Genomic DNA, 23,740 nt, shown 5'->3' on the forward strand with positions numbered 1-23,740 from the left:
GCCAGGGCGACCCCACCATGCAACCCCTTGAATGTGACGTATTGGTCATCGGCTCCGGCGCCTCTGGCCTGGCCTGCGCCGTTACCGCCGCCTACCACGGCCTGCAAGTGATTGTTGCGGAAAAAGCCAGCCAACTGGGCGGCACCAGCGCCTGGTCGGGCGGCTGGCTTTGGATACCGCGCAACCCGTTGGCGCTAGCCGAAGGCATCGTCGAGGCCGACGATGCCCCGGAGCGCTACCTGCGCGCGCAAACCCATGTCGGTGAGCTTGACTCCCGCCAGCGCGCCTTCCTGCGCCATGGCCCGCAGATGGTCGCGTTCTTTCAGCAGCACACCGCCGTGCAGTTTCAATCCGGCAGCCACATGCCCGACATGCGCGAGGGCGATGGCAGTGCACGCGGTGGCCGCTCGCTGTGCGCACTGCCTTATGACGGGGGTTTGCTCGGACCCTGGCTGCATAAGCTGCGACCACCTCTGGATATTGTCAGCCTGGCCGGCATGGGCATTGCCGGCGGTGCCGACATGGCTGCGTTCTTCAACGCCACGCGCTCGCCCACGGCGGCGTTGTATGTGGGCAAGCGCCTGTTGCGCCACGGGCGCGACCTGTTGCTGCACCGTCGCGGCCTGCAGTTGGTCAACGGCAACGCACTGGTCGCCCGCCTGCTACGCAGCGCCCTGGACCTTGGCGTGACGCTGCTGACCGACAAGCCGGCCAGCCACCTGCTGGGTGAAGGGCGAGTCAGCGGAGTACGGTTTACCGACGGCCAGGTGATCCACACCCGTCGTGGCGTGGTGCTGGCCTGCGGTGGCTTCCCGCATGACCGTGAACGCATCGCGCAACTGATGCCGCACGCGCCAGACGGCCGTAGGCACTACTCCGCCGCGCCCGTCGAAAACACCGGTGATGGCCTGCGCCTTGGTGAACAGGTCGGTGCGCTGGTGGATACGGCACTGGCCCACGCCGCTGCGTGGGCACCGGTGTCCGAGGTGCCGCGTGGCGATGGCCGCTTCAGCCATTTCCCGCACCTGATCGAACGCGGCAAACCCGGCTTCATTGCCGTACGCCGTGATGGCCGGCGTTTTGTCAACGAAGCCGATTGCTACCACGACTTCATGAACGCTCTGTTCGCCGCCACGCCGCAGGGCGAGGCGCCTGAAGCCTGGCTGATTTGCGATCACCGTGCGCAACGCCGCTACGGCCTCGGCTGGGCCAAGCCCTTTCCCTTTCCGACCCGCCTTTATCAACGTCACGGCTACTTGCACACTGGCGCCAGCCTGGTAGAACTGGCCCAGCGTTGCGGGATCGACGCCGCACAGTTGCAACACACGGTGGACGCCTTCAATCGGCATGCCGCCGTCGGCCACGACCCCGAATTCCAGCGCGGCGTATCAGCCTACAACCGTGCTCAGGGCGAACCGGCGCAAACGCCAAATCCGTCGCTGCGGCCATTGCTGCACGGCCCCTTCCACGCGGTGAAGCTGGTGCCGGGCAGCCTGGGCACCTTTGCCGGGCTTGGAACAGACGCCTCGGCCCGCGTGCTGGACCACGCGGCCCAGCCGATACCCGGGCTGTATGCGGTGGGTAATGACATGGGCAGCGTGATGGGCGGGTATTACCCGAGTGGCGGCATCACGCTGGGGCCGGGCATGACCTTTGGCTACCTGGCTGGTAGAGCATTGAGCGGCTTGCAGGCACAAGACGAACGGGTCGGTTCCTGATCATAAAGCCTGCCCGTCCGCCCCTTCCGCCTGTGCGACGTTCACTGGCTGCTGTAATAGACCGCGTGGCAACCGGAAGCCTTTGAATGGTTGCTGGGTAATGGGATTGAAGGCTTTTTCCGCGTTCAGCCGATAGCGCATCACGCCATCACCGGTCCTGAAGCTGAGGTCCACGCTGGTGGCAGTGCGCCCATTGAGCGAGCCGCGGCTGAGCAAGCGGAACAGCGACCACGGGCCGTGGTAACCCAGGCTGCTGCTGTTGCCGTTTTGCCTGAGCAAGGTCAGGTTGCTGCGCACCTGCTGCCCCAGCGTATTGGGCCAGACGACACCGGTGATCTGACTCGGACCGTGGGTGTAGGCAATCAACTGACCGTCCAGGTCCAGCAGGCTCGTACGCTGGTTGGCGCTCAGCCCCAACGGCTCGATGCTGAACTGCACGTTCAGGTTCCCGCGTTGATCGAAGAACGTCTCGCGGATGCGATTCGCCAGCGCCAACTGTTCGAGCACATCGCTGCGGATCAGGGACTGCTGCTGTCCGGCTCGCAGGGCTTCGAGGTTGTCATCGATAAACAGCTTCAGGTACTGGTCATGGAATTGCTGCAACCGCCCCTTTGGTCCGAAGAACGCTTCGAAATCCTCCAGGGAAGCATCAGGTGCCCTCACCACGAAGGGGTATCGCCCTGCCAATCGCTGCTGGAAGAAACGGTAGACGTCAGCATCCCAGCGGCGCTCCAACTCAAGCAATGCTTGAATGTTCAGCACCTGCGCAGTCTGCTCCGCGACCTTTCCGAGCTGATGGTTGAGTGGCTCCGGCAAGCCTGTCGCCAGCCGCTGCAAGGTGCCGATCGGGTCGGGCCCGGTCATCGAAAAGCGTTGACGCACAGCCTGCAGGGCCGCCTTGCCCCGGTCGGGACTGTCCTGCACCGCCTTGGCATAGGCGTGAACCGCCGTCAGCGCGGCAAGGGTTTGTTCATAGCCGCTCGGCTTGTCACCTGGCGCCTGCAACATGCCGCTGAGCCCGGCGAATGCGCGCTGGATGGCCAAGGTCTGCTGCTGTTCAGCGGGGCGGCCGACTGGTTGCAGAACAGCTGTCTCGCCTGGCACCTCCAGGTCTGCCGAGGACCACAGCGTGGTGTTCTCCTTCACTGTATCCAGCAGCCGTTGCAGCGGTGCTGCAGGCCCGGTCATTTGCTCGAGAACTGCGACTGCATGCTCCAGATCATGGAAGTCCACCAGCGAAAACGCGGACAGTGCCCGCCGCCAGCTATCAATGTAATCGCTGCTGTACAGGCTGCGCAGGCGAGCAGCAAGCGCGTCCCGGTCGGCATCGGAATAATCGAGTTGGCCGCGCTCGCCCAGCGCCCACTGGTCGATCATCGCCATTTCGACGAACCGCTGGCCGAGCGGTGCAACGTACGCCTGGAAACCTCTGGCGGTGAGCATTGGCGCAATCACGACGCCAGCATCACCGTGCATGGAACCGGAAGTCGGCCGATATACCACATCGAAGGCTGGCCCGACCTGGTAACGCAGGTCCAGGCCCTGGTGCAGCTGTTCCTGAGCGCGCTGCTTGAGGCCCGCATAGACCCGCTCCGGCAGGGGCAGTTTGCGCAGGGTCTGCTGCACCTCGGCAACACGTTGCTGGTACTGGAGCAAGTCGGCGTCGGCGTAAGCCAAGGCGTATTGCAGGTGGCGCATGAGGTCGCGCTGCAGTTGCCCCTGGCCCGGGAAGGCTTGCTGCCACCGCTGAGCCATCCAGTCCTCGACCCACTCGGGGCGGCGGTTCTGGCGATCCTCAAGCATTCGGTAAACCCTGAGCGCGGCCATCTGCTGCTCACTGCCAGGGAGCGCGGCGGTCATCACGTCGACGACACCACTGGCCAATGCCGGCAGGAAGCTTTTACCAAGCAAGCTCAGATAGGCCTCGTCGACCCGGGGACCGATGGCGCGCCCCTGATAGAGGCCCGCGTCGGCAACACCTGGCCATGCTGTGCGATAGTCGCCAAACAGCGATACTGCATCGCGGATCTGATCCAGCGGCTCCAGCAGGTTGCGCCCGGTCGGATCAAGATGCTGGTCCAGTTGCCAGTGGCTGTACTCCTTGCTCTTGGCGAGCACGCTGGCGGCCTTGGCAGCATTGCTATCGAAGTAATGTTGCCAGCTGGCGACAACGATACAGAACGCCAGCATGCCTACTGCGCAACCCACCCGCAACAACCGGCGCTTGCTGCGTGCCACCCTGGCGTTGTCGCCGGCGAGACCGACTTCCCGGTAGATGACGCGCCCGAAGGCCTGCTGGATAAAGTATGCCAACGCCTTGCCCTGCGCCTTGCCTTCACGCAAAGGCAGTTTTGTCTTGTAGGGCTGTGCCGCCTCACGGACGAACGCATTGAGCATATCGCCTTGCTGCACCACCGACGACCAGTAGAGCCCTCGTACCAGAGCGGGCGTGGTGAAGCGGTCGCTGCCCAGCGTTTCACGCAGAAACGACAGCAATATCGGCCGCAGCCCAACCAGTTGCGCATGCAAGGAGAACAGGCGCGCACGCGCCGGCGCCCTGCCAAGGCCGTCAAGCTGATCGAAGACCTGCTCGAACAGCAGCCTGATCAAACGTTCGTAATGGCTGCGATATTCGTCCAGCCAGGCATCGGACGAACCGGCCGCATCCAGTTTGAACGTGAAACCCAGCAACTCCTCCCGCCTGGAGGCCGAGAGCTTGCCATAGAGCTGATCGAAGCCATCGAGCAAGTCGAACTTGGACAGCACCACGTACAACGGCAGGCGCGCGCCCAGCCGGCTACTGACCTCGTACAGGCGTGCGCGCAGCATATGGGCCAACGCCAGGCGTTGGCCGGAAGTACCATGCAACAACGCAGGCAGGTCAATGACCAGCACCAACCCATTCAGCGCCCTCTGACTGCGGTTGCTCAGCAGCCATCCCAGCAGGTGCTCCCACAGCCTGGCCGGAGCTTCAGGTGGCGGGGAAACTTCAGGCTGCTCAGGGCCAGGCACCGGTCCCGGCGCTGCAGCCTGGCTGATAAAGGCACCCGGAGGGTCGATGATCACTGCGTCGTTGCTGACCCACCAGCCTACCGGGTAAGCCAGCGCCTCGGCTTGCAGGCCATGGGCCTGGGCCCTGTCGATGCGGGTCAGGGAGAAACTCTGGTCGCTACGATCAATGAAGCTGCTCTTGCCAGCGTGTACGTCGCCCAAAACCAGATACCATGGCAGCCGATACAAGGCGCTTCGCCCGCCAGCATTGTCCAGATAGCTGGCCAGCCTCTGGTTCAACGCCCGCTCTTGTGCCTGAACCAGCGGCAGCGTGGGGTCCAGCGCGGCAGCCACGGCCTGCTTGCGGTCCGCTTGCAGGCGGCGGACACGTCTGCGCAACACGATGAGCCAGCCAAGTAACGGCACCACCACCAACAGCAGGCTCGCAACAATACGATGTGCGACGTTGGCCAGCGGTTGTTGTCCATGCCACGTCCAATGCGGGCCAAGCCACCAGATGGCGACCAGCATCAGCACGGCGCCCAACCCAAGTAGCAGCGGCATCGCCAGACCGATACGGCTGGACAGGCGCAGGCCCCAGCGTTCTAGTTGTTTCCATGGTGGGTTCATATGGGCTCCGGATCTTTAATCTGAGCTGCCAATGCAGTGGATGTCGTGTAGTGCAGGAGCCGCTGGAATACCTCGGGCTCCCAGGCATCGGCAGTGGTTTGCTGCATCGTTCGCGCAACGCCGATGCACAGATCCCGGGCCAGCCAGGACACGCCGCGTGCCGCCAGCAAATCAGCGGCGATGAGCGTGGTATGCGAGCGCTCACGCGGCGAGTTCAGATCCGCCTGCATCCCCTGCAACCTCAGGAGCACGGGCTCTACACCCATGCCGTCAAGTTGGGCAATGAGTTCCTCTCGCAGGCTGCCGAACTCCTGGGAAGCAGCGCCTTGGGCTGACGCACCCTGGCAGCCGTTCAGCCATGCCAAGGCTTGATCGTCAAGGAACGGCGTGCCATCGCTGAAGCACAATTGCTGCAATGAAGGCAGGCGCTGGACAAAACGCGCGGTCGTACTGCGAATGGCCTCGCTGACCTCGTTCAGCGCCAGCTGAGACGCTACGCTTGCCGCCAGGAAGCTGCCTCGAAACCAGTAAGGGGCTGCCGTGAGACTCTTCTCGATCCGATGCAGTAGCGCGACGTCCACTGAAGTACCCGCTACGAGATTTTCGTAGCCTGCAATCACCTCTGGCGGTACCGCCATCAGGCCCGTGCAGTGCCGCTGTCTGACGGCTGGCGCCGCCTGGATATGCGACCACAGGCCAAAACGACGTAGCTGATAACCGGTCGGATCGTACGGATCCTGTTGATTGATGAGCTCAGCCATGGTCAAAACGGCGCGCCGCGTTTCCCGCTCGCTGCCAATGGAAACTCTGGGCGCTGGCATGGCAATCACGTCTGCCAGTGGCACGGGCTGCGGGCTTGCAGCAGTCAGGGTCGGCGCAACAGCCTCGCCAACACCGTTGGCCAGTTCCCTTTGCCGGTGTAACAAGCGTTCCAGTTCGCCCAACCCAGCCGCATCGAGTTGGGCGCCGACCTGCTGTTGTTTCAGGCGCGCCAGGGCAGCCTGCGCCGCCGCTGCATGGGCGGGGCTGTAGGTAAACCGGTCAAGGCGCGGTAGCGCGTCGATCAAGCGACTGAGTACAAGGCCGACCAGCTTCCGCTTGCCGAGATAACCCGTGGGACCTGGCTTCGGATAAGCGCTTTCCCAATAGCATTCGACCATGCCGGCCAGCAACGCCAGGGTGTCCCCCCAGCGTTCCCAGCAAGCGCTGCGCAGCCAGGCAGTGCTCAGGTGCGCAACGATCCGCATGTGCTTGCACTGCCGGCACAGGTACTGACAGGACGCCTCTTCGATGTAGGCCCAATCGATTGACGCCGCCTGCAGTCCGCCCAGCTTGACCATCTCCTGGTCTATCGCCTGGTAGGTTTCATCCTCGATATCGAACAACCCAGCCGGGACCGCTGGGTCGACCGGGGCAAGCAGCCGACTGATCTCGTCCGCGGGTGTCTGCACTACCACCGGCAAGCACCCCGCGCCTGTTCGATCAACGGCCCGAGGCCCTGGGCGTCGAACACCAACCCGTCGACCTCGCTGCGATCGCTCGCCACGACTATCCGATGAGCCCCGATCAACTGCCTGATCTGCTCGATCGCGGGCAAGCCACGCCCGCCATCGAGTACCTGGCCGTTTTCCATTACGCGCCACGGCGTGTTACGCGTGGCGCCACCCTCGCTGGTCAGCCTCACGGTAACCCAGCTCGCGTCGACAGGCCGCGTGGTAATCAGCTGCAGCCGCGATATTTTCTGTATGCAGCTGATGGCGAGGTAGGGGCCCTCGCTGGTTGAGGCTATGGCAGGCGCCGAGATCATCAGCCCCGCTGTTGCTGAGCCGGCTTCGCTGCCACTACCAATGCGAAACGTCAGGTCATCTGCCGCTCGCGAAGCCTCATTTGCCATTACCCGCATCACCGTCGGCGCTTCCTGCTCCTGCGCTGACCACGATCGGGATGACACATGTGCCGGTGTACCGGCAGCCCGGTCAAAACAAGCCAGGCGCTCGATGTCGGAGACGATCCGGGGGCACTCGCGATCAAGCCCAGCCAGCACCGGCTGCATACAAAACAGCAACGAAACGCCTGCGTAACATGCACGGCGGGATATCATTACAAGTTCACCCATGCCATGAACACATAAGCCCTGCACGGCCATGCAGAATGTTTTTCTGACAAGTGAATACCCACTTACGCCCTCCCGCGCATAACCACTCCAAACGAAACCGGTAAGAGCCTAGTACATCGCACACTGTGCATACAAACAAATATTTATTTACATCTTAACCCTCGACCAAGGGGGGATTTTCCATGCATGGTTTTTATGACGTCAGGGCAAGTAAGCGAGCCAAAAGCGCTTTTTGCGGGAAACTTCCTACAAACAAAACACACAATTAAACACGCCTTCGGGAAACACCCTACAACATCACTAGAGAGCCATGTGCCGATGTCTAAAAACTCGGGATCCGTTGCACCCAAAGAACGTATCAACATCAAATACGTTTCAGCCACCCGTGACGAGCAGGCCGAAGTAGAGTTGCCACACAAGATGCTTGTCCTGGGCGACTTCGGCCTGGATGACAGCCGTGCGCTTGAAGACCGTTCGGTGATGCGCATTGACAAACACACGTTCAACAACGTGTTGCACGACGCCGATGTCAACCTGGCCATGTCCGTACCCTCCCTGCTCAGCACCGCAGCCGATACCGAGCTAGCAGTCAACCTGCAGTTCAGGTCCATCAAGGATTTCAGCCCGGACCAGATTGTCCGGCAGGTACCCGAGCTGAACAAACTGTTGCAGTTGCGTGAAGCACTGGTCGCCTTGAAGGGGCCGCTCGGCAACGTGCCAACTTTTCGCAAACACCTGCAACAGCTGTTGAATAACGAGCAAGCGCGCAAACAACTCGCCGAAGAACTCGAGCAGGCGCTCGCGGCGCCACAATAAGACTGAGACAACGGAGCGTCCGATGCCAAAAACAAGCGACACTACCCAAGCCATTGAAACAACGAGCGAAACGTTGAGCAACACAACCCTGCTCGACCAGATCATGGCTGAGACCAAGTTGGCACCCACACAAGAGGGCTATCAGGTTGCCCGCCAGGGTGTTTCTGCCTTTATTGCTGAAATCCTGAAAAGTAGTGAACCGGACCAAGTGGTGAATAAACACCGCGTTGATCAGATGATTGCCGAACTTGATCGGGTGCTCAGCAAGCAGATGGACGCCATTCTGCATCAGCCCGCGTTTCAGCAACTGGAGTCGTCCTGGCGCAGCCTCAAACTCTTGGTCGACCGCACGGACTTCCGCGAAAATATAAAGCTCGAAGTCTTGCATGTCAGCAAGCATGATCTGCTCGAGGATTTCGAGAATGCTGCCGACATCACCTGCAGCGGCCTGTATAAACACGTTTACACCGCAGGTTATGGCCAGTTTGGTGGCGAGCCCGTGGCTGCCATGGTCGGCAACTATAGCTTCGGGCCCTCTTCTCCCGACATCAAGCTGCTGAGCTACATGGCCTCGGTCGGCGCGATGTCACACGCGCCTTTCCTGGCGGCGCCGTCTCCAGAGTTCTTCAACCTCGGCAGTTTTGAAGATCTGCCCAACCTCAAGGAGATCAAGGACATTTTTGCCGGCCCGCGCCATGCCAAATGGCGTGCCTTCCGCGAAAGCGAAGACTCCCGCCACGTCGCGCTGACCGCCCCGCGCTTCATGCTGCGCTCTGCCTACCACCCCACGGAGCAGCCGATTGAAAGTTTCAACTACGAAGAAGACATTGCCGGGCGCCACGACAACTACCTGTGGGGCAACTCCGCCTTCCTGCTGGCCAGCTGCATCAACGACAGTTTCGCCCGCTACCGCTGGTGCCCGAACATCATCGGCCCGCAGTCCGGCGGCGCTGTCGAGGACCTGCCGGTGCACCTGTACGAGGCCATGGGCCAGTTGCAGGCCAAGATTCCCACCGAAGTGCTGATTTCCGATCGAAAGGAATTCGAACTCGCCGAAGAGGGCTTCATCGCCCTGACCATGCGCAAAGACAGTGACAATGCCGCGTTCTTCTCGGCCAACTCGGCGCAAAAACCCAAGAACTTCCCAAAGACGCCCGAAGGGCTGCAAGCCCAGACCAACTACAAGCTCGGTACGCAGCTGCCCTACCTGTTCATCGTCAATCGCCTGGCCCATTACATCAAGGTACTGCAGCGCGAGCAGATCGGCAGCTGGAAAGAGCGGCGCGATCTCGAGGCCGAACTCAACAAATGGATCAAACAGTACGTCGCCGACCAGGAGAACCCTTCAGCGGATGTACGCAGCCGCCGTCCACTGCGTGCTGCCCGGGTAGAAGTCTCGGACGTTGCCGGTGATCCAGGCTGGTACCAGGTCTCGCTCGCCGTGCGCCCTCACTTCAAGTACATGGGCGCGAACTTCGAGATTTCCCTGGTCGGGCGGCTCGATACCCAATGACCGGCTTTTTTGATCGTTTGACGGCTGGTCAATCCGCTATCAGCGGGCACTCCCGGCAGGAGAACGCCTTTCACAAGATCGCCGCCATCAAGCGCCACCTCGAAACACTGCTCAACGCCCGGCAAGGTTGCTCACAGAGCAGCCCTGAGCTGGGCCTGCGGGATTTCAATGGACACGATGCGAGCAGCGGCGACCTGCTGGAACAAGTGAGCCTTGATATCCGCCGCACCATCCGACGCTTTGAACCACGCATACAAGTCTGTGCGCTTAAAGCCGTGCCCGATTGTCACACCCCGCTGGAATTGCATTTCCGGCTGGACTGCCAGGTACAAGTCAATGACCAGGCAGAGCAGTTGCAACTGGAACTGCTGGTCAACGGGCAGAACCGCTTCACCCGAGTGAGATGAACCATGTCACTGAAGGACAGATTCAGCGAAGAACTGCGATACCTGCACGAATTGGGAAAGGACTTCGTCAAGGACAACCCGCAACTGGCCCGGTTGCTTGGCAATGGGGCAAGCGACCCGGATGTCGAGCGCCTGATGGAAGCGTTCGCATTTCTTACAGCCAGGCTGAGGCTGAAGCTGGAAGACGACCTGCCGGAATTGACCCACCCCATGCTGCAGTTGCTGTGGCCAAACTACCTTCGACCCCTGCCCAGCGTGACGATTATCCAGTTCACGCCACGCATGCAGGCGCTCAGCCAGGCACAACAGATTGCCAAAGGCTCGAGGCTGTTCTCAAAGCCGGTGGACGGTGTCGCCTGCGAGTTTCGCACCTGCACCCCGGTGAATATTCATCCGTTCGAAATCGACGCGGTTGGCGCAACCCAGACCCTCGACAGCGCAGTGGTCCGCCTCCACCTGAAAACGCTGGTCGAACGGCCATTGAATACTTTGAGCTGTAGCAGCCTCGACTTTCACCTCAGCGGCGACCAGCGTACCGCCCGCACCTTGTACCTGTGGCTGTCGCAGTACCTCGAGCATGTCTGCGTAACCGTCAATGGCCAGGTCCGCCGGTTGCCTGCCAGCAGCCTTGCCTTCCCCGGTTTCAGCGCTGATGAAGCCCTGCTGCCCTACCCGAAAAATGTCTTTGATGGTTACCGGATCCTGCAGGAATACTTCATGTTCCCGCAGCGCTTCCATTTTTTTACCATCACCGGGTTGGACAGACTTTGGCCCGCGGAGCAGAGCAAGCAGGTCGACATCGAATTCCACTTCTGCCGCCTGCTACCTGATGTGCTGCGTATCGGCAAATCAGATTTCAAGCTGTTCTGCACTCCGGCGATCAACCTGTTCGAACACAGCGCCGAGCCCATCGACCTGTCCAGCACCAAAGCCCAGTTCGAGCTCAAACCCAAAGGCACGGAGCAGTTCGCTCACGAGATCTTCAGCGTCGATGCGGTCATCAGCACCCGCACCACCGCAGACGGGAGCGTTGGCGAACACCTCAGAACCTTCAGGCCATTCGAGTCGTTCGCCCACGAAATCGAACATGTCCAAGGCCGCACGGCGTTGTACTACCGCTACACCCTCGAAGAATCCTTGCACGGCCATGGCGTCACTCACCGCATCGCCTTTGTACGCGCGGATGCCAACGCCTATATCGGCGAGCTGGAAACCGCGTCCATCGACCTGACCTGCACCAATCGCGACCTGCCGCTGGCTTTGGGCATCGATGACATCAACGTGCTCACCGAGGCTACGCCTCCCCTCGCCACCTACACCAATATCTGCGCGCCGTCCCGCTCCTATCGCCCGGTGCTGGACGGCCAGTTGCAGTGGGCGTTGATTTCCAACATGTCACTCAACTACCTGTCACTGCTATCGGTCGACCCACTGAAAGCAGTGATACGCGCGTACGACTTCGCCGCGCTGCACGACATCCAGCACGCTCGCACCACACGCAAGCACCTCGACGGCATACGCGAGATCCATACAGAGCCCCTGGACTGGCTGATAAAGGGGCAGCCCATTCGCGGGCTGCGTACCCGCCTGAAGCTGGACCAGGCGGCCTTCCTCTGCGAAGGCGACCTCTACCTGTTCAGTTGCGCACTGGCCCACTTCTTCGCGCTGTACGCCAGCATCAACTCCTTCCACCAACTGGAAGTGATCAACATCACCAACAACGAGCACTACACATGGCCACTGCAGACCGGCAAACAACCACTGATCTAGCCGACAGACTGCTCGCCGACGCGCACCAGTACAACTTCTTCCAGTTGCTGGAGCGCTTGTATGGACTGCACGGCGATGACCTTGAACCACGCTGGCCAAGCGAGGCCGCCCGGTTGCGGGTGCGGCTTGCCAGCGATCCGCGGCTGACCTTCCCCGTTTCGGACGTATACAAAGCCGAACGTATGCCTGGCCAGGACCAGCGCTATCGCGTGTGCACCACTTTCATGGGCTTGCACGGCACCGATTCGCCGTTGCCGACCTATTACCTGGAACAGGTGGCGTACGAACATGCACAGGGTATCGGTATACGCCCGGCATTCTTCGATTTCTTCAACCACTACCTGCTCAGCCTGCTGCATCGCGTCTGGCGTAAATACCGCTACTACATCCGCTTCCAGCCGGGAGCCACCGATGGGTTCTCACAGTACATTTTTGCGCTGCTCGGCCTGAACGACAGGCAGTTGCGGGGAAACACCGCGCTGCCGTGGAGCCGGCTGCTCAGCTTCGCTGGTGTCATTGCCAGCCGCAGCCGTGCGCCAGGAACCGTCGCCGGCATCATTGCCCACTGTTTCGACCTGGAGCAGGTCCACATTCGCGAGTTCGAAACGCGCTCGGTATCCACCACGCTGAAGCAACTGGCCTGCCTTGGTCGGCGCAATGGCGAACTGGGGCGCACATTCATGCTTGGCAGCCGCACGCGTACCCGCAGCAGCAAGTTCACCATCGTGATCGGCGAACTTGACCAGACGCAACTGCATGATCTGCTTCCAGGCGGCGTCAACTTCGACCGCTTGCGCGCGCTGATCGATCTATTGCTGCGCGATGGCTTGGCCTATGACCTGGAACTGCGCCTGAAGCGCAATGCGCTATCGCCATTTTGCCTGCATCGCAGCCAAGGGGCCTACCTGGGCTGGACCAGCTTTGTCGATGACCGTCACGGTCGGGTCAGCCCTGTTGTCCGCTTCCGGGGGCGTGCATGAGCAGCTTGACCTTGAGCGTCATCAATCTCGATCAATTGCAGCACAGCGTAACGGCGCGGCACCGGTTCGAGCGCAACGGCGGCACCATCGGCAGCGAAGCGGCTACCTGGCTGATCACTGACCGCGAACAGACGGTGGCGCCCATCCACTGCGAAATCCGCTGGATCGAGGGCAGCTTCTGTGTAATTGACCACTGTAACCGCACCTACCTGAACGACAGCAGCGTCAGCCTTGGCGAGCGCCCTGCGCGACGGCTCGTCGAGGGCGATCAGCTTGGTATCGGCAGCTATCGGCTGCTGGTTCAGTGCGAACACGCCGACGCACGCCTGGAAGCGCTGTTCACCCCTGACCACAGGGTACTGGACCAGTTGCTCGCCGAGACTTCGGCCCAGGCCTGGCAGCCCAGCCCTGCAGCGCCCCAGGCGGTCACCGAAATCTGCTCGGTCTTCAACTGCGATACCGGGAAAGACCCTCTGGCGGCACTGGATGCAGTTGCAGTGACCAGGCCATCGTCGGACAACCCGCTGCAGCGCCTGATTGCAGGAGAAGGCGCATGACCCGACATCTGTTCACCGCCGCCCTTTGCACCGCGCTGATCGCGCTTGCTGGCTGTACCGCCCTGAGCAGGATGAGCCAGGTGCTCCTGGACCCTTCGTTGCCCATCGGGCCGCCGAAGGATCACCCGACCGCGATTGCATTCAGCATCAATGCCAGCCCGACACTCAATAGCAACCCGAACAGCCTTGTCCCCACCGTCGAGGCTGAGACAGCCCTGGATCCCAGCCCCTACGCCGTGAGCCTGAGCGCAAGTGACCCTTACGTTCTGGCTGAAAAAGTCGGGACCCTCTTCGAATACCTTCAGGAACAATTCCCTGCAACCCCGGCCGCGTTGATGGCCGAGGAGGACGACACCGCTCCGGTTCGCTCACCGCTGGAGGAAAGTACACCCGGCAACTACGACGACTCGACTGTAGTGCTGACCGTGCCGCATACCACGACCGTGGCCAGCGAGGCCGTGGCGACCCCCATCGCCATCAAGATCCTGCAACTGCGTGACGATTCGCTGCTACGCAACAGTATCTATGAATTGCTGGAGCAGGACCCTGCCAAAGCCCTGCGCAGCACCTACATCCGGGATGACGACTACCTGCTGCGGCCCGGCCAGTTCAAGTTCATCCCATTTGCCCCGATTGAGCCTGACACCCGCTTCGTCGCCGTCGTCGGTGACTACCGAAACCAGGAAAACGCCACCTGGCAGCAAGTGCTCCGGATTCCGCCTCGCGGGCACCAGATCATTCTGTCGGTGTTGGTAAACGACACGCAGATCCTGCTCAAGGAAGAGGATTGATGAGGCCGGCAACCCTTCCCGTTTTGCTTACCCGCGCTGACATGGAGTGCCCATGAGTACACGTAATCCTGTTCTTTGGCCTGAAGGACTGTTCGTCAAGCCGCAGCATTTTCAACAGGCAGCACGCGCCAGCGAAGCAGCCTTGCAGCAACGCCTGGGTAGCCTCAATGCTGCGTTTTATGGCTTCAGCGAACTACAGCTGAACGACGAGTACCTGACCCTTGGCAAAATCGCCATTACCCGGGCCCGGGGCATCATGCCAGATGGCACGGTGTTCGATATTCCCGCCGATCTGCCGCCGCCGCCACCGCTGGAAATCGAAGATGATGGCGCGAGAGACAGCGAGGTGTATCTATGCCTGCCCTTGCGCACCAATGGCGGCCGTGAAGTGAGTTGGCCCGACCACGCTGCCAACCTGCGCTACATCGCCCAGGTCCATGAAATCAAGGATACCCACAGTGCTGACGGTGACCTGGTAGCCGTCGACCTGGCCGTCCCCAACCTGCAGCTCAAACGCCAGACCGAGGACAGCAGCGCCTATACCCGCCTGGCCCTGGCACGTATCCTGGAGCGTCGTCCCGACGGTAGCCTGCAGCTGGACGAAGCGTTCTACCCCACCTGTGTGTCGGTACGGGCGATACCGGCGCTGCAACGCTTCCTGGAAGAAATCACCAATACCTTGCGGGAACGTGGGCGCAACCTTGCCGCACGCCTCGGCGGAGGGCGCCAGTCGGGCATCGCCGACATCCGCGACTTCAACCTGCTGCAAGCCATGAACCGCTGGTGGCCCTGCTTCCAGCACCTGGCCAGGCAGGCCCAGACACACCCCGAGCAGCTCTATCTGTGCATGAGCCAGGCCTGCGGTGAATTGGTGACTTTCACCGACCCCGGTCGGTTGCCGCACGAATACCCTGCCTATCACCACACCGCGCTGCGCACCTCGTTCCAGCCACTGCAGGACGCGCTACGCCGGGCGCTGAGTACGGTGCTGCAACCACGTGCCGTGTCGTTGCCACTGGAAACACTGGACTACGGCGTGATGAAGGCCACGCTGGATGACCGCCGGTTGATCGATGAGGCCGACTTCGTCATCGCGGTGGGCGCCCATCTGCAACCGCAGGTGTTACGCCAGATGTTCGTGCAGAAAGCCAAGATCACTTCGCTGGAATCGCTGGAGGAGCTGGTGCCGTTGCAGCTCCCAGGCATCCCGTTGACCCCCTTGCCAGTGGCGCCTCGCGACCTGCCCTTCCATGCAGGCTTCAGCTACTTCGAACTGGACCGACGTGATCCAGCCTGGGCCTGCATGAAGACGGCAAACGGCTTCGGCATCCATATCGCGGGGGACTTCCCCGGGCTTGAACTGCAGTTCTGGGCGATCAGGAGTGAATGAGATGAAAGGCAACAACTCTACCTCCACCGACGCCACTGGTGTTGAAAGCACACCGCTGCAGGCGGTACTCGGCAAGCCGTCGCCCCCTGAGCCACCTGCTTCGGCCAAGCCGGAAGCCTCGGCGCAGACGCCACCGCCGGAACAGGCTGACGAAGGTTACCCGGCAGATCCGGAATTTCAACTGCGTGGCGGCTACGACAACCTCATGCTGGATGCTGCGGCACCGCTGTTCGGCCTGGTCATACGCCTGCGCACACTGGACGAGTTGCCCAATATCCAGAAAGTGCACCAGCAAGTGCGCAACCAGATCGAGAATATCCAGGAGGAGATCCGCCAGCATGGCTATGAGCCCGCCCAGGCGCTCGCCTATTCCTATGCCCTGTGCCTGTACATCGATGAAGCGGTCATGGAAAGGCCGTGGGGCAAGAACAGTTGCTGGAGCCAGGAGCCCCTGCTGAGCATCTTCCACGACGAAACCTGGGGTGGGGAAAAATTCTTCACGGTGTTGTCCCGTCTGATGCAGGAACCCGCACGTTATCAGGACGTACTGGAATTCATGTATTTCGCGTTATGCCTGGGGCTGAAAGGCAAGTACGCCATCGCGCCAAAAGGTGAAGAAACGCTGAACGCGCTGATCCATCAACTGCATGGGATGCTCCGTGAACTACGGGGCCCTGCACCCGAAACGGTATGCGACCCCTACACCCATGTCGCGCCGCGAAACTTCCGCATGAGCCGGCAATGGCCGTGGTGGAGTCCCCTGGTGATTTCCCTGCTTGCCATGGCTGTGGCCTACGGGATCTACAGCTATCGCCTGCACTTGATTACCACCGAAGTACTGGAATCCCTCAACGGCATTTTGCAGCAGTAATCCAGCTGCAACGCATCATCGAGTTCCACTAATCAGCGAGGCACCCGCCTCGATGACAAGCCCATCGCTTCCGATGGCTGTGCCCTTGCAGAAACAGGGCATGTAACCCGTGAAAATCTGGAGTACATAATGGCCTCACCCGCATATTTGAAAGTCACCGGCAAAGTGCAAGGCGATATCAGCGAAGGCGCAAGCACTGCGGCGTCGATCGGCAATATCTATCAGGCCGAGTTTGAAAGTGAAATCATGTTGCAGAAGGTCGAACATGAAATCAACACACCGATCGACCCACAGAACGGCCAACCCTCTGGCAAGCGTGTGCATGGCCCCTACAAGGTGACCTTCACCACGAACAAATCCAAGCCGCTGTTACTGGAAGCCATCTGCAAGGCGGAGTTACTGCCGGAAGTAACAATCAAGCAATTTCGCGCCACCAGCGAAGACCCCAACGAGCACTATTACACAACGACACTTACCGACGCGACAATCATCAAGATGCGGACCGAGCAGCCCCATGCACAGGAAATGACCTCCACGCCGCGACATCAAGAGGTGGAACGTTGGTTTTCCTATCGAAAGATAACGGAATGCCACGAAATCTGCGGCACCGAAGGGTCTGACGACTGGCAACAATCCTGACACCCGAACACGCGTCCAGGGCATTGATCCGGACGGCTTCGCCGCCCGGACACCTGGGTACTACCAGACGGTGAACTGGGACTGCTCATGCCTAGCCAATCCGACCTGTATTACAGTTTCCAACCGCTTTTTTACCGACCCGCGTTGGATGTTGTGTCCTTTACACTCAAGGAAAGTATCAGCCAGAACTTCAAGCTGGAACTGGAACTCATCAGCTACGAACACGACCTCGACTTCGGGCAACCAATGAAAATTTTGCAACTTTTAATCTAGAGCGCTGACCATGGCAACCAACTGAATATTCGACACAACATCCAAATCAGGTCACAAACCTGCCATCGGCGGACAGCTAATGAGTTTATCCAATAACACCCTATGCCTGCGAAACCCCTGGGTTACGGACTCGGTTTTCATGGGGAAACTATACTGCGCATCAATTTTAATCCTAATGATTGTCACTTACCCGTACTTTTTCTCTGACGATGCCTGGAACCCTTATACATTCGACCCCATCCTGATGTTCGGATTCGCAGCCACCCCTTTCGTATTCCTTCCGTTTCTCGCCTACCGGATATATTTCATAAAGAATCTATCTAGCCTCTGCCTTAACCGCTCAACGAAGAAAATCTACTACCAACGATTGACGAAATTATTAGTTTTTGAATGGTCTAACACCGGAGGCGGCATTTTCAAACGCACCGAGTTTGGCGGTTCCTCCTTCAGCACCTGCTATGCCCTCGCCTTCGCCCCTCGCCGGGAAGACGGTAGCCTCCACCAGAAGGACTGTCTCTGGGTCGACAGCAACGAACCCACCGAAGCCAGCGTCAAGCATGTCGCCGAAGTATGGGAATATCTCCGTCACTTCATGGACCACGGCCCTGACAAACTTCCCCCACCTGGCGAACCCAATTGGTGGCACCGGCCGCTTCACGCCATCTGCCTGACCCCGGCCGAAGCCTGGCGCCACTATGCCCCCTGGCGAACCGGCGAACCGGGCGAAATGCAGGGCAAGAAGAACTGGCAACTACCATTCTGGGCCGTGCTGTTTCCCTACAACCTGACAGTCGCCATCTGCTGGTACGGTGTCTGTCGGCTGTTCAACGTCCGCGCGGCCCCGCCACCTCCGGAAGCCTTTCAAAAAAACACCGCCCAAGCCGGTAAAAAGAAAGGCGGATAACCCGTGGTTAGCCATCGTCATATTTGCCCGGCCCATGGCGAAGGCGCGCCAACGGACAACGCGCCAATCGAACAGTTGGGCCGCTTTGCGGCCCAATGCCAACGCCCCGCCTGAATAGTGCAGTCACCATAACTCATCACATTTAACCGACTTTACAGTGGGAATATTCTTACACAGGCAAAACAGAATTAAACATCGCACCCAATACGCTACGCCATCTGCCAATCCTAAATATTTCACAAATTATTTATTTGCTTGCATTACAGTTCGGCAGCCACTAACACTAACCCCATCAATCGATGGAGCCAAGACATGTCCCGACTTGCCGAATTCCGCGCACTCGAGCACCTGCTCGCCGCCAAGAAGTCCGAGTTGTCCTTCGTAGGGATCGACCCGCACCTCAAACGAGAATTCGAGTTCGAAAGCAAACTCCACGACCTGCTCGCCGAATACCAGTTCGGCCTATCGGAGATATTGGCGATCAGCAAGATTGAGGACGAAGATCGTAACCATTCATGCTCGCCCCCACCACCATTACGCCGCTTCAGGGCGCGCCAAAGCAGGTACTACAGAAACCCGTACACCGCTGAGGTAATAGAAGCGAAAAGCACATCGAACAAAACGCTGCAACTATGGATTCAACAATACGGCCGCGACGAGGTACACCGCTGGACAACTGTATGGTACTGACGCCCTGGACCAACATACTCGGCCAGCAAAACAACTGTCCATGCAGGCCCACGCTGCCGAGTAGCGAACGCTACCCCGGCTGATCCGCCCCGCCATCTGGCCCACAGGCCACCGCAACCGTTCGATAACCGAACACTAGCCTCTCGCTTGAATTGACGCTGCCGCCTTCACTGCCCACCATGCACCGGCCTTGCATGTCCCCTGCCTGGGACTGGCGACCCCGTAGCATCGCAGCTGAATACAATTTCAAGAACGAGCAGTTTATGAACCACTCCAGGACCACCTCCGCCGCCCCTCGGACGCCCCAGGGTTCGATCGGCGACAAGCTTCGCGGCGCCTTCGCCGTCGGCAAGACCCGTTGGGGCATGCTTGCCCTGGTATTCTTCGCTACCACCCTGAACTACATCGACCGTGCCGCGCTGGGCATCATGCAGCCTATCCTGGCCAAGGAGATGAGCTGGACGGCGATGGACTACGCCAACATCAACTTCTGGTTCCAGGTCGGCTACGCCATCGGTTTCCTGCTGCAAGGCAGGTTGATCGACAAGGTCGGGGTAAAACGCGCGTTCTTCTTCGCCGTGCTGCTGTGGAGCCTGGCCACCGGCGCCCACGGCCTGGCCACGTCAGCCGCCGGTTTCATGGTCTGCCGCTTCATCCTCGGCCTGACCGAAGCGGCCAACTACCCGGCCTGTGTGAAGACCGTGCGGCTGTGGTTCCCGGCCGGGGAACGCGCCATCGCCACCGGCCTGTTCAATGCCGGTACCAACGTCGGCGCCATGGTCACCCCCGCCCTGCTGCCGCTGATCCTGGCGGTGTGGGGCTGGCAGGCCGCGTTCATCGCCATGGGTAGCCTGGGCCTGGTTTGGGTAGTGTTGTGGGTGCTGAAGTACTACAACCCGGAAGACCATCCCCGCGTGCGCCAGAGCGAGGTGGAATACATCCAGCAAGGCGATACTGCCGAGCCGAGCCGCGTGCCGTTCAGCCGCATCCTGCGCCTGCGTGGCACCTGGGCCTTCGCCGTGGCCTACGCGATTACCGCGCCGGTGTTCTGGTTCTACCTGTACTGGTTGCCCCCATTTCTCAACCAGCAATACAGCCTGGGTATCAACGTGACCCAGATGGGGATCCCGCTGATCATCATCTGGCTGACGGCGGATTTCGGCAGCATCGGCGGCGGCATCCTGTCGTCCTGGCTGATCGGGCGTGGCATGCGCGCCACCACGGCGCGGCTGGTGTCGATGCTGATCTTCGCCTGCACCATGCTCAGCGTCACTTTCGCCGCCAATGCCAGTGGGCTGTGGGTTGCGGTGGCCGCCATCTCGCTGGCAGTCGGCGCGCACCAGGCATGGACCGCCAATATCTGGAGCCTGGTGATGGATTACACGCCCAGGCACCTGGTAAGTACGGTGTTCGGCTTCGGCAGCATGTGTGCGGCGATTGGCGGCATGTTCATGACCCAGATCGTCGGCAGCGTACTGACCGCAACACACAACAACTATGCGGTGTTGTTCACCCTGATCCCGGCCATGTACTTCCTGGCGCTGGTGTGGATGTACTTCATGGCACCGCGCAAGGTCGAGCACGCCTAGGCGCGCTGCCACTTACCTCTACGGGGCCCCTTGCGGGCCCTTTTTTGCTCAGGCCGCAAGGGGCGATGGCTGCTGCCTGCACGGCCCCGTCGCCGGCAAGCCGGCTCCTGCCGTGCAGGAGCTGGCTTGCCGGCGAACAGCGGCAGTAGCCGCACTGCTTCGGTCAGACCTTGGCCAGCACCGCCATGGCTTTCTCCAGTGCCATGCGCGCACGCTGTTCACCACTGATGCCCTGCGCCAGCAGTTGCCGCGTGGGGATTTCCAGGCTCAGCGGTACGTTTGGCGGCAAGGTGCGCAGCAGGCCGACCAGGTCGGCATCGCCCTCGCCGGGAAAACGCCGTTCATTGCGTGCCTGGCGCAGGATTTCGTCCATGTCAGCCGGCACCGGGCCGGCGACGTCGCACAATTGTGCGTAGCGCATGCGCTGCGGCGCCAGCTGCGCGAGGTCGTGCAACGCGCAGCTGGAGCGGTTGAAGTGGAACGCATCCACCAGCACGCAGCCGTTGCCGCGGTCGGCATTGGCTACCACCCGCACGGCCTGGCGCAGGTCTCGTACATCGGTCCAGGGCATGAATTCCAGGTGCGGATGAATACCGTAGCCCGCCGCCAGATCGCACAGCGCGGCAAAACGCTCGGTCAAGCGCGACTCGTCCGCATCGTTGCCAGCCACCAGAAGCTCTGTGCCACCCAGTTCGGCGCCCACGGCCAGAATCGGCTCGAAACTGGCCACACAGGTGTCCGCCTTCAGGCGCAGGATTTCCAGGTCCAGTACCTTGATACCCGTGTCGCGCAACCGCGCCTGGGTCTTGCGGCGCAGGTCGCCATCGGCCACCAGCGGAAAATGCTGCTCCTGCTCGGTGGCAGGCACCAGGCGCAGGCCAACGTGGCTGTAGCCGGCGCGGGCTGCGGCTTCAACCATGTCAGGTGGGGATAGTTCGAGCACGGTCAGCGCCGCCAGGGAAAACACTCGATCAGTCATCAGTTGTCACCAGTCAATGAAGGGCGCATTCAGGCAACCTGTTCGGGCGCACAGGCCCGGCCGCTGTCCGCTGCCTTGCGGATCGCTTCGATCAAGGCCAGGGTGCGGCCACCGTCGGCCGCGTCGATCAGCGGCGCCTGCTCGCCCCGGGCAACCCGCACGAAGTGCTGCAGCTGCAAGGTCAATGCTTCGCCGGGGGGAATGTTTTCTTCGCTCTGCAGCAACGGCGTATGCCACCCTGCACCCGCCTCGGCGTAATGCCAGCGCTTGAGCTGGGGAATGCTCAGCGCGCCCAGGGTGCCGGCGAGCAAGTAGCACGGCTGGCCATCCTGGCGTGGGTAGACCGGGCTTTCGCCAGAGTCCAGCTCCCAGCTCCAGGGCGCGGCCACCGCGTCGGAGCCTGTCAGGCTGCCCAACGCACCATTGGCGAACTGCAGCAACACCGCTGCGCTGTCTTCGTTGGCATATCCGCGTACATCGTTGCGAGTGAAGGCCTGTACCTGCGCCACCTCGCCGCACAGGTGGCGCAGCAGGTCGAGGTCATGGATCAGATTGGTCAGCAGGAAACCGGCACCCGGCTCGCGGCGCCATGGGGTTTCGAAGTAGCTGTCGGGCTTTTGCAATTGCCACAGCGCGGTCACGTTGATCAAGCGGCCCAGCTTGCCATCGGTAATCACCTGGCGGGCCTGGCTGATCAACGGGTTATGCCGACGGTGATGGCCGACCAGTACCGGTACATTGCGCCGACGCGAGGCCTCGACCAGCGCGCGCACTTCATCCAGGTGCACGCCCACCGGCTTTTCCACCAGCACGGGTACGCCAGCCTCGATGCAGTCCAGCGCAGTGGCGACGTGCAGGTTGTTGGGGTTGGCGACGATCACGGCCTCGGGGCGCGCGCTTTCCAGCATGTGCCGATGGTCGAAGAAGCACGGCACGCCGCATTCGGCGGCAAAGGCCTCGGCCTGCGGGCCCGGGTCGGCCACGGCACACAAACGGGCTTGCGGCACATTGAGCAGATGCCGGTAATGCTGGCGGCCCATTATGCCAGCGCCGATCAAGGCGATACGAAGGGGTGCGTTCAACAGCCTGTCCTCTTGTGATTGTTGTATTGGAAATTCCGGAACAACGTTCCACAATCTGCCTTGAACAATCTAGAACCAGGTTCTGCTTTTCAAAAGCACAGGTAGCACAGACTGTGCGGTTATCGACCAGAAACGCGCGCACTCAGGCAAATAGCTCGCTCGCCCGGCTGGCCAGCGACAGTTCTTCCGTTGCTGCCAGCAGCAACGGCGCCAGCTCTGCCAGGCGGCTCTCTGCCAGGCGTGCACTGGGCCCGGCGATGCTCAGCACGCCAATCACATGGTCACTTTGCGGGCGCCGGACGACCGCTGCCAGGGCCGAGGTGCCAATCGCCGAGGTTTCCTCGACCCAAGCGTAACCGCGCTCACGCGCCCGGCGCAGATAGGCCAACAGCTCATCGGTGGAGCGTGGCGCCTTCGGGCCGAACTGGGCCGGGTCGGCAATCCCCTGACGCAACACCATCTGCAGCGCCTGTTCATCATCCAGGCTGGCCAGCCAGGCATGCCCGGACGCCGTGTAGAACAGCGGCGCATCGCGGCCCATGTCAGGGTCGTAGCGCAGCCCTGAGCGGGCGCCCTGGGATTTGGCGATCCAGGTCTGGCGAGCACCGTCAATCACGCCCAGACGCACCAGTTCACCGCTGTCCTGGGCCAGGCGGTCTAGTATCGGCTGGATGATGTCGGCGCCGCTGCTGGCCAGGTAACGAAAGCCCAGTGCCACCAGCTTGGCGGAGAGCTTGTAGCGGCTGTTGTCACGGTTCTGCCGCACATAGCCCAGCCTTGCCAGCTCGGTGAGCATGCGGTGGGTAGCACTTTTGGGGATGTCCATGCGCTCGGCCAGGGTTTGCAAAGGCAGCCCCTGCGGTTCACCGGCCAGGTGTTCTACAAGACTGAAGGCGCGTTCGATCTGACTACCAGCCATGACTCAGGTCCCCGAAAATTTTGCGGATTCTAGAAGATGATTCCACAGGCCCGATACCGGGCGCAGCAAGGTCAGCAGAAATTGTCCGGTGATCGCCCATAACTTGCCTGTCCGG

The 23,740-nt window shown here is 61.0% G+C and carries 20 protein-coding genes; 14 read left to right on the forward strand and 6 right to left on the reverse strand.

From position 1 onward, the window contains the following. The first annotated feature begins 17 nt into the window (after nucleotides 1–17). Complete coding sequence (locus B4L76_RS05835) at nucleotides 18–1,718, forward strand: FAD-dependent oxidoreductase (protein WP_296231145.1); 1,701 nt, start codon at nucleotides 18–20, stop codon at nucleotides 1,716–1,718. Here the strand turns inward: B4L76_RS05835 and tssM are convergent, their stop codons facing one another. The 3 genes from tssM to vasI are packed head-to-tail and all read right to left on the reverse strand — an operon-like array spanning nucleotide 1,719 to nucleotide 7,455. Then, the gene (tssM, locus tag B4L76_RS05840; protein WP_296231147.1) at nucleotides 1,719–5,339 is read right to left on the reverse strand and encodes a type VI secretion system membrane subunit TssM; all 3,621 of its coding nucleotides are present in this window, start codon (nucleotides 5,337–5,339) and stop codon (nucleotides 1,719–1,721) included. Further along, nucleotides 5,336–6,802 carry a type VI secretion system protein TssA gene (gene tssA / locus B4L76_RS05845; RefSeq protein ID WP_296231149.1) on the reverse strand — a complete coding sequence of 489 codons (1,467 nt, stop codon included), beginning with the start codon at nucleotides 6,800–6,802 and terminating at the stop codon, nucleotides 5,336–5,338. The genes tssM and tssA overlap by 4 nt, the downstream gene beginning before the upstream one ends. Further along, nucleotides 6,790–7,455, reverse strand: a complete 666-nt coding sequence (vasI, locus tag B4L76_RS05850) for a type VI secretion system-associated protein VasI (protein ID WP_296231150.1) — start codon at nucleotides 7,453–7,455, stop codon at nucleotides 6,790–6,792. The genes tssA and vasI overlap by 13 nt, the downstream gene beginning before the upstream one ends. 318 nt (nucleotides 7,456–7,773) lie before the next feature. Between vasI and tssB the strand changes: the two genes are divergently transcribed. From tssB to B4L76_RS05915, 13 genes are all read left to right on the forward strand, one after another. Next, the gene (gene tssB / locus B4L76_RS05855; protein WP_296231232.1) at nucleotides 7,774–8,271 is read left to right on the forward strand and encodes a type VI secretion system contractile sheath small subunit; all 498 of its coding nucleotides are present in this window, start codon (nucleotides 7,774–7,776) and stop codon (nucleotides 8,269–8,271) included. Nucleotides 8,272–8,293: 22 nt separating this feature from the next. Continuing rightward, nucleotides 8,294–9,784 (forward strand): type VI secretion system contractile sheath large subunit, encoded by a 1,491-nt coding sequence (tssC, locus tag B4L76_RS05860; protein ID WP_296231151.1) that lies wholly within the window; start codon nucleotides 8,294–8,296, stop codon nucleotides 9,782–9,784. Continuing rightward, entirely contained in the window at nucleotides 9,781–10,191 is a 411-nt protein-coding gene (gene tssE / locus B4L76_RS05865) for a type VI secretion system baseplate subunit TssE (RefSeq protein WP_296231152.1), read from the forward strand. The genes tssC and tssE overlap by 4 nt, the downstream gene beginning before the upstream one ends. 3 nt (nucleotides 10,192–10,194) lie before the next feature. Beyond that, entirely contained in the window at nucleotides 10,195–11,961 is a 1,767-nt protein-coding gene (gene tssF, locus B4L76_RS05870; protein ID WP_296231153.1) for a type VI secretion system baseplate subunit TssF, read from the forward strand. Beyond that, nucleotides 11,925–12,941: a type VI secretion system baseplate subunit TssG gene (gene tssG, locus B4L76_RS05875; RefSeq protein ID WP_296231154.1), complete on the forward strand. Its 1,017-nt coding sequence runs from the start codon at nucleotides 11,925–11,927 to the stop codon at nucleotides 12,939–12,941. The genes tssF and tssG overlap by 37 nt, the downstream gene beginning before the upstream one ends. Further along, the gene (locus B4L76_RS05880; protein ID WP_296231155.1) at nucleotides 12,938–13,498 is read left to right on the forward strand and encodes an FHA domain-containing protein; all 561 of its coding nucleotides are present in this window, start codon (nucleotides 12,938–12,940) and stop codon (nucleotides 13,496–13,498) included. The genes tssG and B4L76_RS05880 overlap by 4 nt, the downstream gene beginning before the upstream one ends. Next, nucleotides 13,495–14,289, forward strand: coding sequence for a type VI secretion system lipoprotein TssJ (tssJ, locus tag B4L76_RS05885; protein WP_296231156.1), 795 nt, complete (start codon nucleotides 13,495–13,497; stop codon nucleotides 14,287–14,289). The genes B4L76_RS05880 and tssJ overlap by 4 nt, the downstream gene beginning before the upstream one ends. A 52-nt stretch (nucleotides 14,290–14,341) precedes the next feature. Next, nucleotides 14,342–15,679, forward strand: coding sequence for a type VI secretion system baseplate subunit TssK (gene tssK, locus B4L76_RS05890; protein WP_296231157.1), 1,338 nt, complete (start codon nucleotides 14,342–14,344; stop codon nucleotides 15,677–15,679). A 1-nt stretch (nucleotide 15,680) separates the two neighbouring features. Continuing rightward, a complete protein-coding gene (icmH, locus tag B4L76_RS05895; RefSeq protein WP_296231158.1) occupies nucleotides 15,681–16,550 on the forward strand; it encodes a type IVB secretion system protein IcmH/DotU in 870 nt (289 codons plus the stop codon). Between the two features lie 129 nt (nucleotides 16,551–16,679). Beyond that, complete coding sequence (locus tag B4L76_RS05900) at nucleotides 16,680–17,189, forward strand: Hcp family type VI secretion system effector (RefSeq protein WP_296231159.1); 510 nt, start codon at nucleotides 16,680–16,682, stop codon at nucleotides 17,187–17,189. 298 nt (nucleotides 17,190–17,487) lie between these two features. After that, a complete protein-coding gene (locus B4L76_RS05905; RefSeq protein WP_414707168.1) occupies nucleotides 17,488–18,366 on the forward strand; it encodes a DUF6708 domain-containing protein in 879 nt (292 codons plus the stop codon). A 312-nt stretch (nucleotides 18,367–18,678) separates the two neighbouring features. Then, the gene (locus tag B4L76_RS05910; protein ID WP_296231160.1) at nucleotides 18,679–19,056 is read left to right on the forward strand and encodes a histone-like nucleoid-structuring protein, MvaT/MvaU family; all 378 of its coding nucleotides are present in this window, start codon (nucleotides 18,679–18,681) and stop codon (nucleotides 19,054–19,056) included. A 263-nt stretch (nucleotides 19,057–19,319) separates the two neighbouring features. Continuing rightward, nucleotides 19,320–20,645, forward strand: a complete 1,326-nt coding sequence (locus B4L76_RS05915; RefSeq protein ID WP_296231161.1) for an MFS transporter — start codon at nucleotides 19,320–19,322, stop codon at nucleotides 20,643–20,645. Nucleotides 20,646–20,808: 163 nt separating this feature from the next. Here the strand turns inward: B4L76_RS05915 and B4L76_RS05920 are convergent, their stop codons facing one another. The 3 genes from B4L76_RS05920 to B4L76_RS05930 all read right to left on the reverse strand — a co-directional run bounded on the left by B4L76_RS05920 (nucleotide 20,809) and on the right by B4L76_RS05930 (nucleotide 23,625). After that, nucleotides 20,809–21,624 (reverse strand): sugar phosphate isomerase/epimerase family protein, encoded by an 816-nt coding sequence (locus B4L76_RS05920; protein WP_296231162.1) that lies wholly within the window; start codon nucleotides 21,622–21,624, stop codon nucleotides 20,809–20,811. Between the two features lie 29 nt (nucleotides 21,625–21,653). Then, nucleotides 21,654–22,706 carry a Gfo/Idh/MocA family protein gene (locus B4L76_RS05925; protein ID WP_296231163.1) on the reverse strand — a complete coding sequence of 351 codons (1,053 nt, stop codon included), beginning with the start codon at nucleotides 22,704–22,706 and terminating at the stop codon, nucleotides 21,654–21,656. Between the two features lie 142 nt (nucleotides 22,707–22,848). Then, nucleotides 22,849–23,625, reverse strand: coding sequence for an IclR family transcriptional regulator (locus B4L76_RS05930; protein ID WP_296231164.1), 777 nt, complete (start codon nucleotides 23,623–23,625; stop codon nucleotides 22,849–22,851). Between the last annotated feature and the right edge of the window lie 115 nt (nucleotides 23,626–23,740).

This window comes from Pseudomonas sp. UBA4617 (genome assembly GCF_002386445.1).
Classification (GTDB): domain Bacteria; phylum Pseudomonadota; class Gammaproteobacteria; order Pseudomonadales; family Pseudomonadaceae; genus Aquipseudomonas.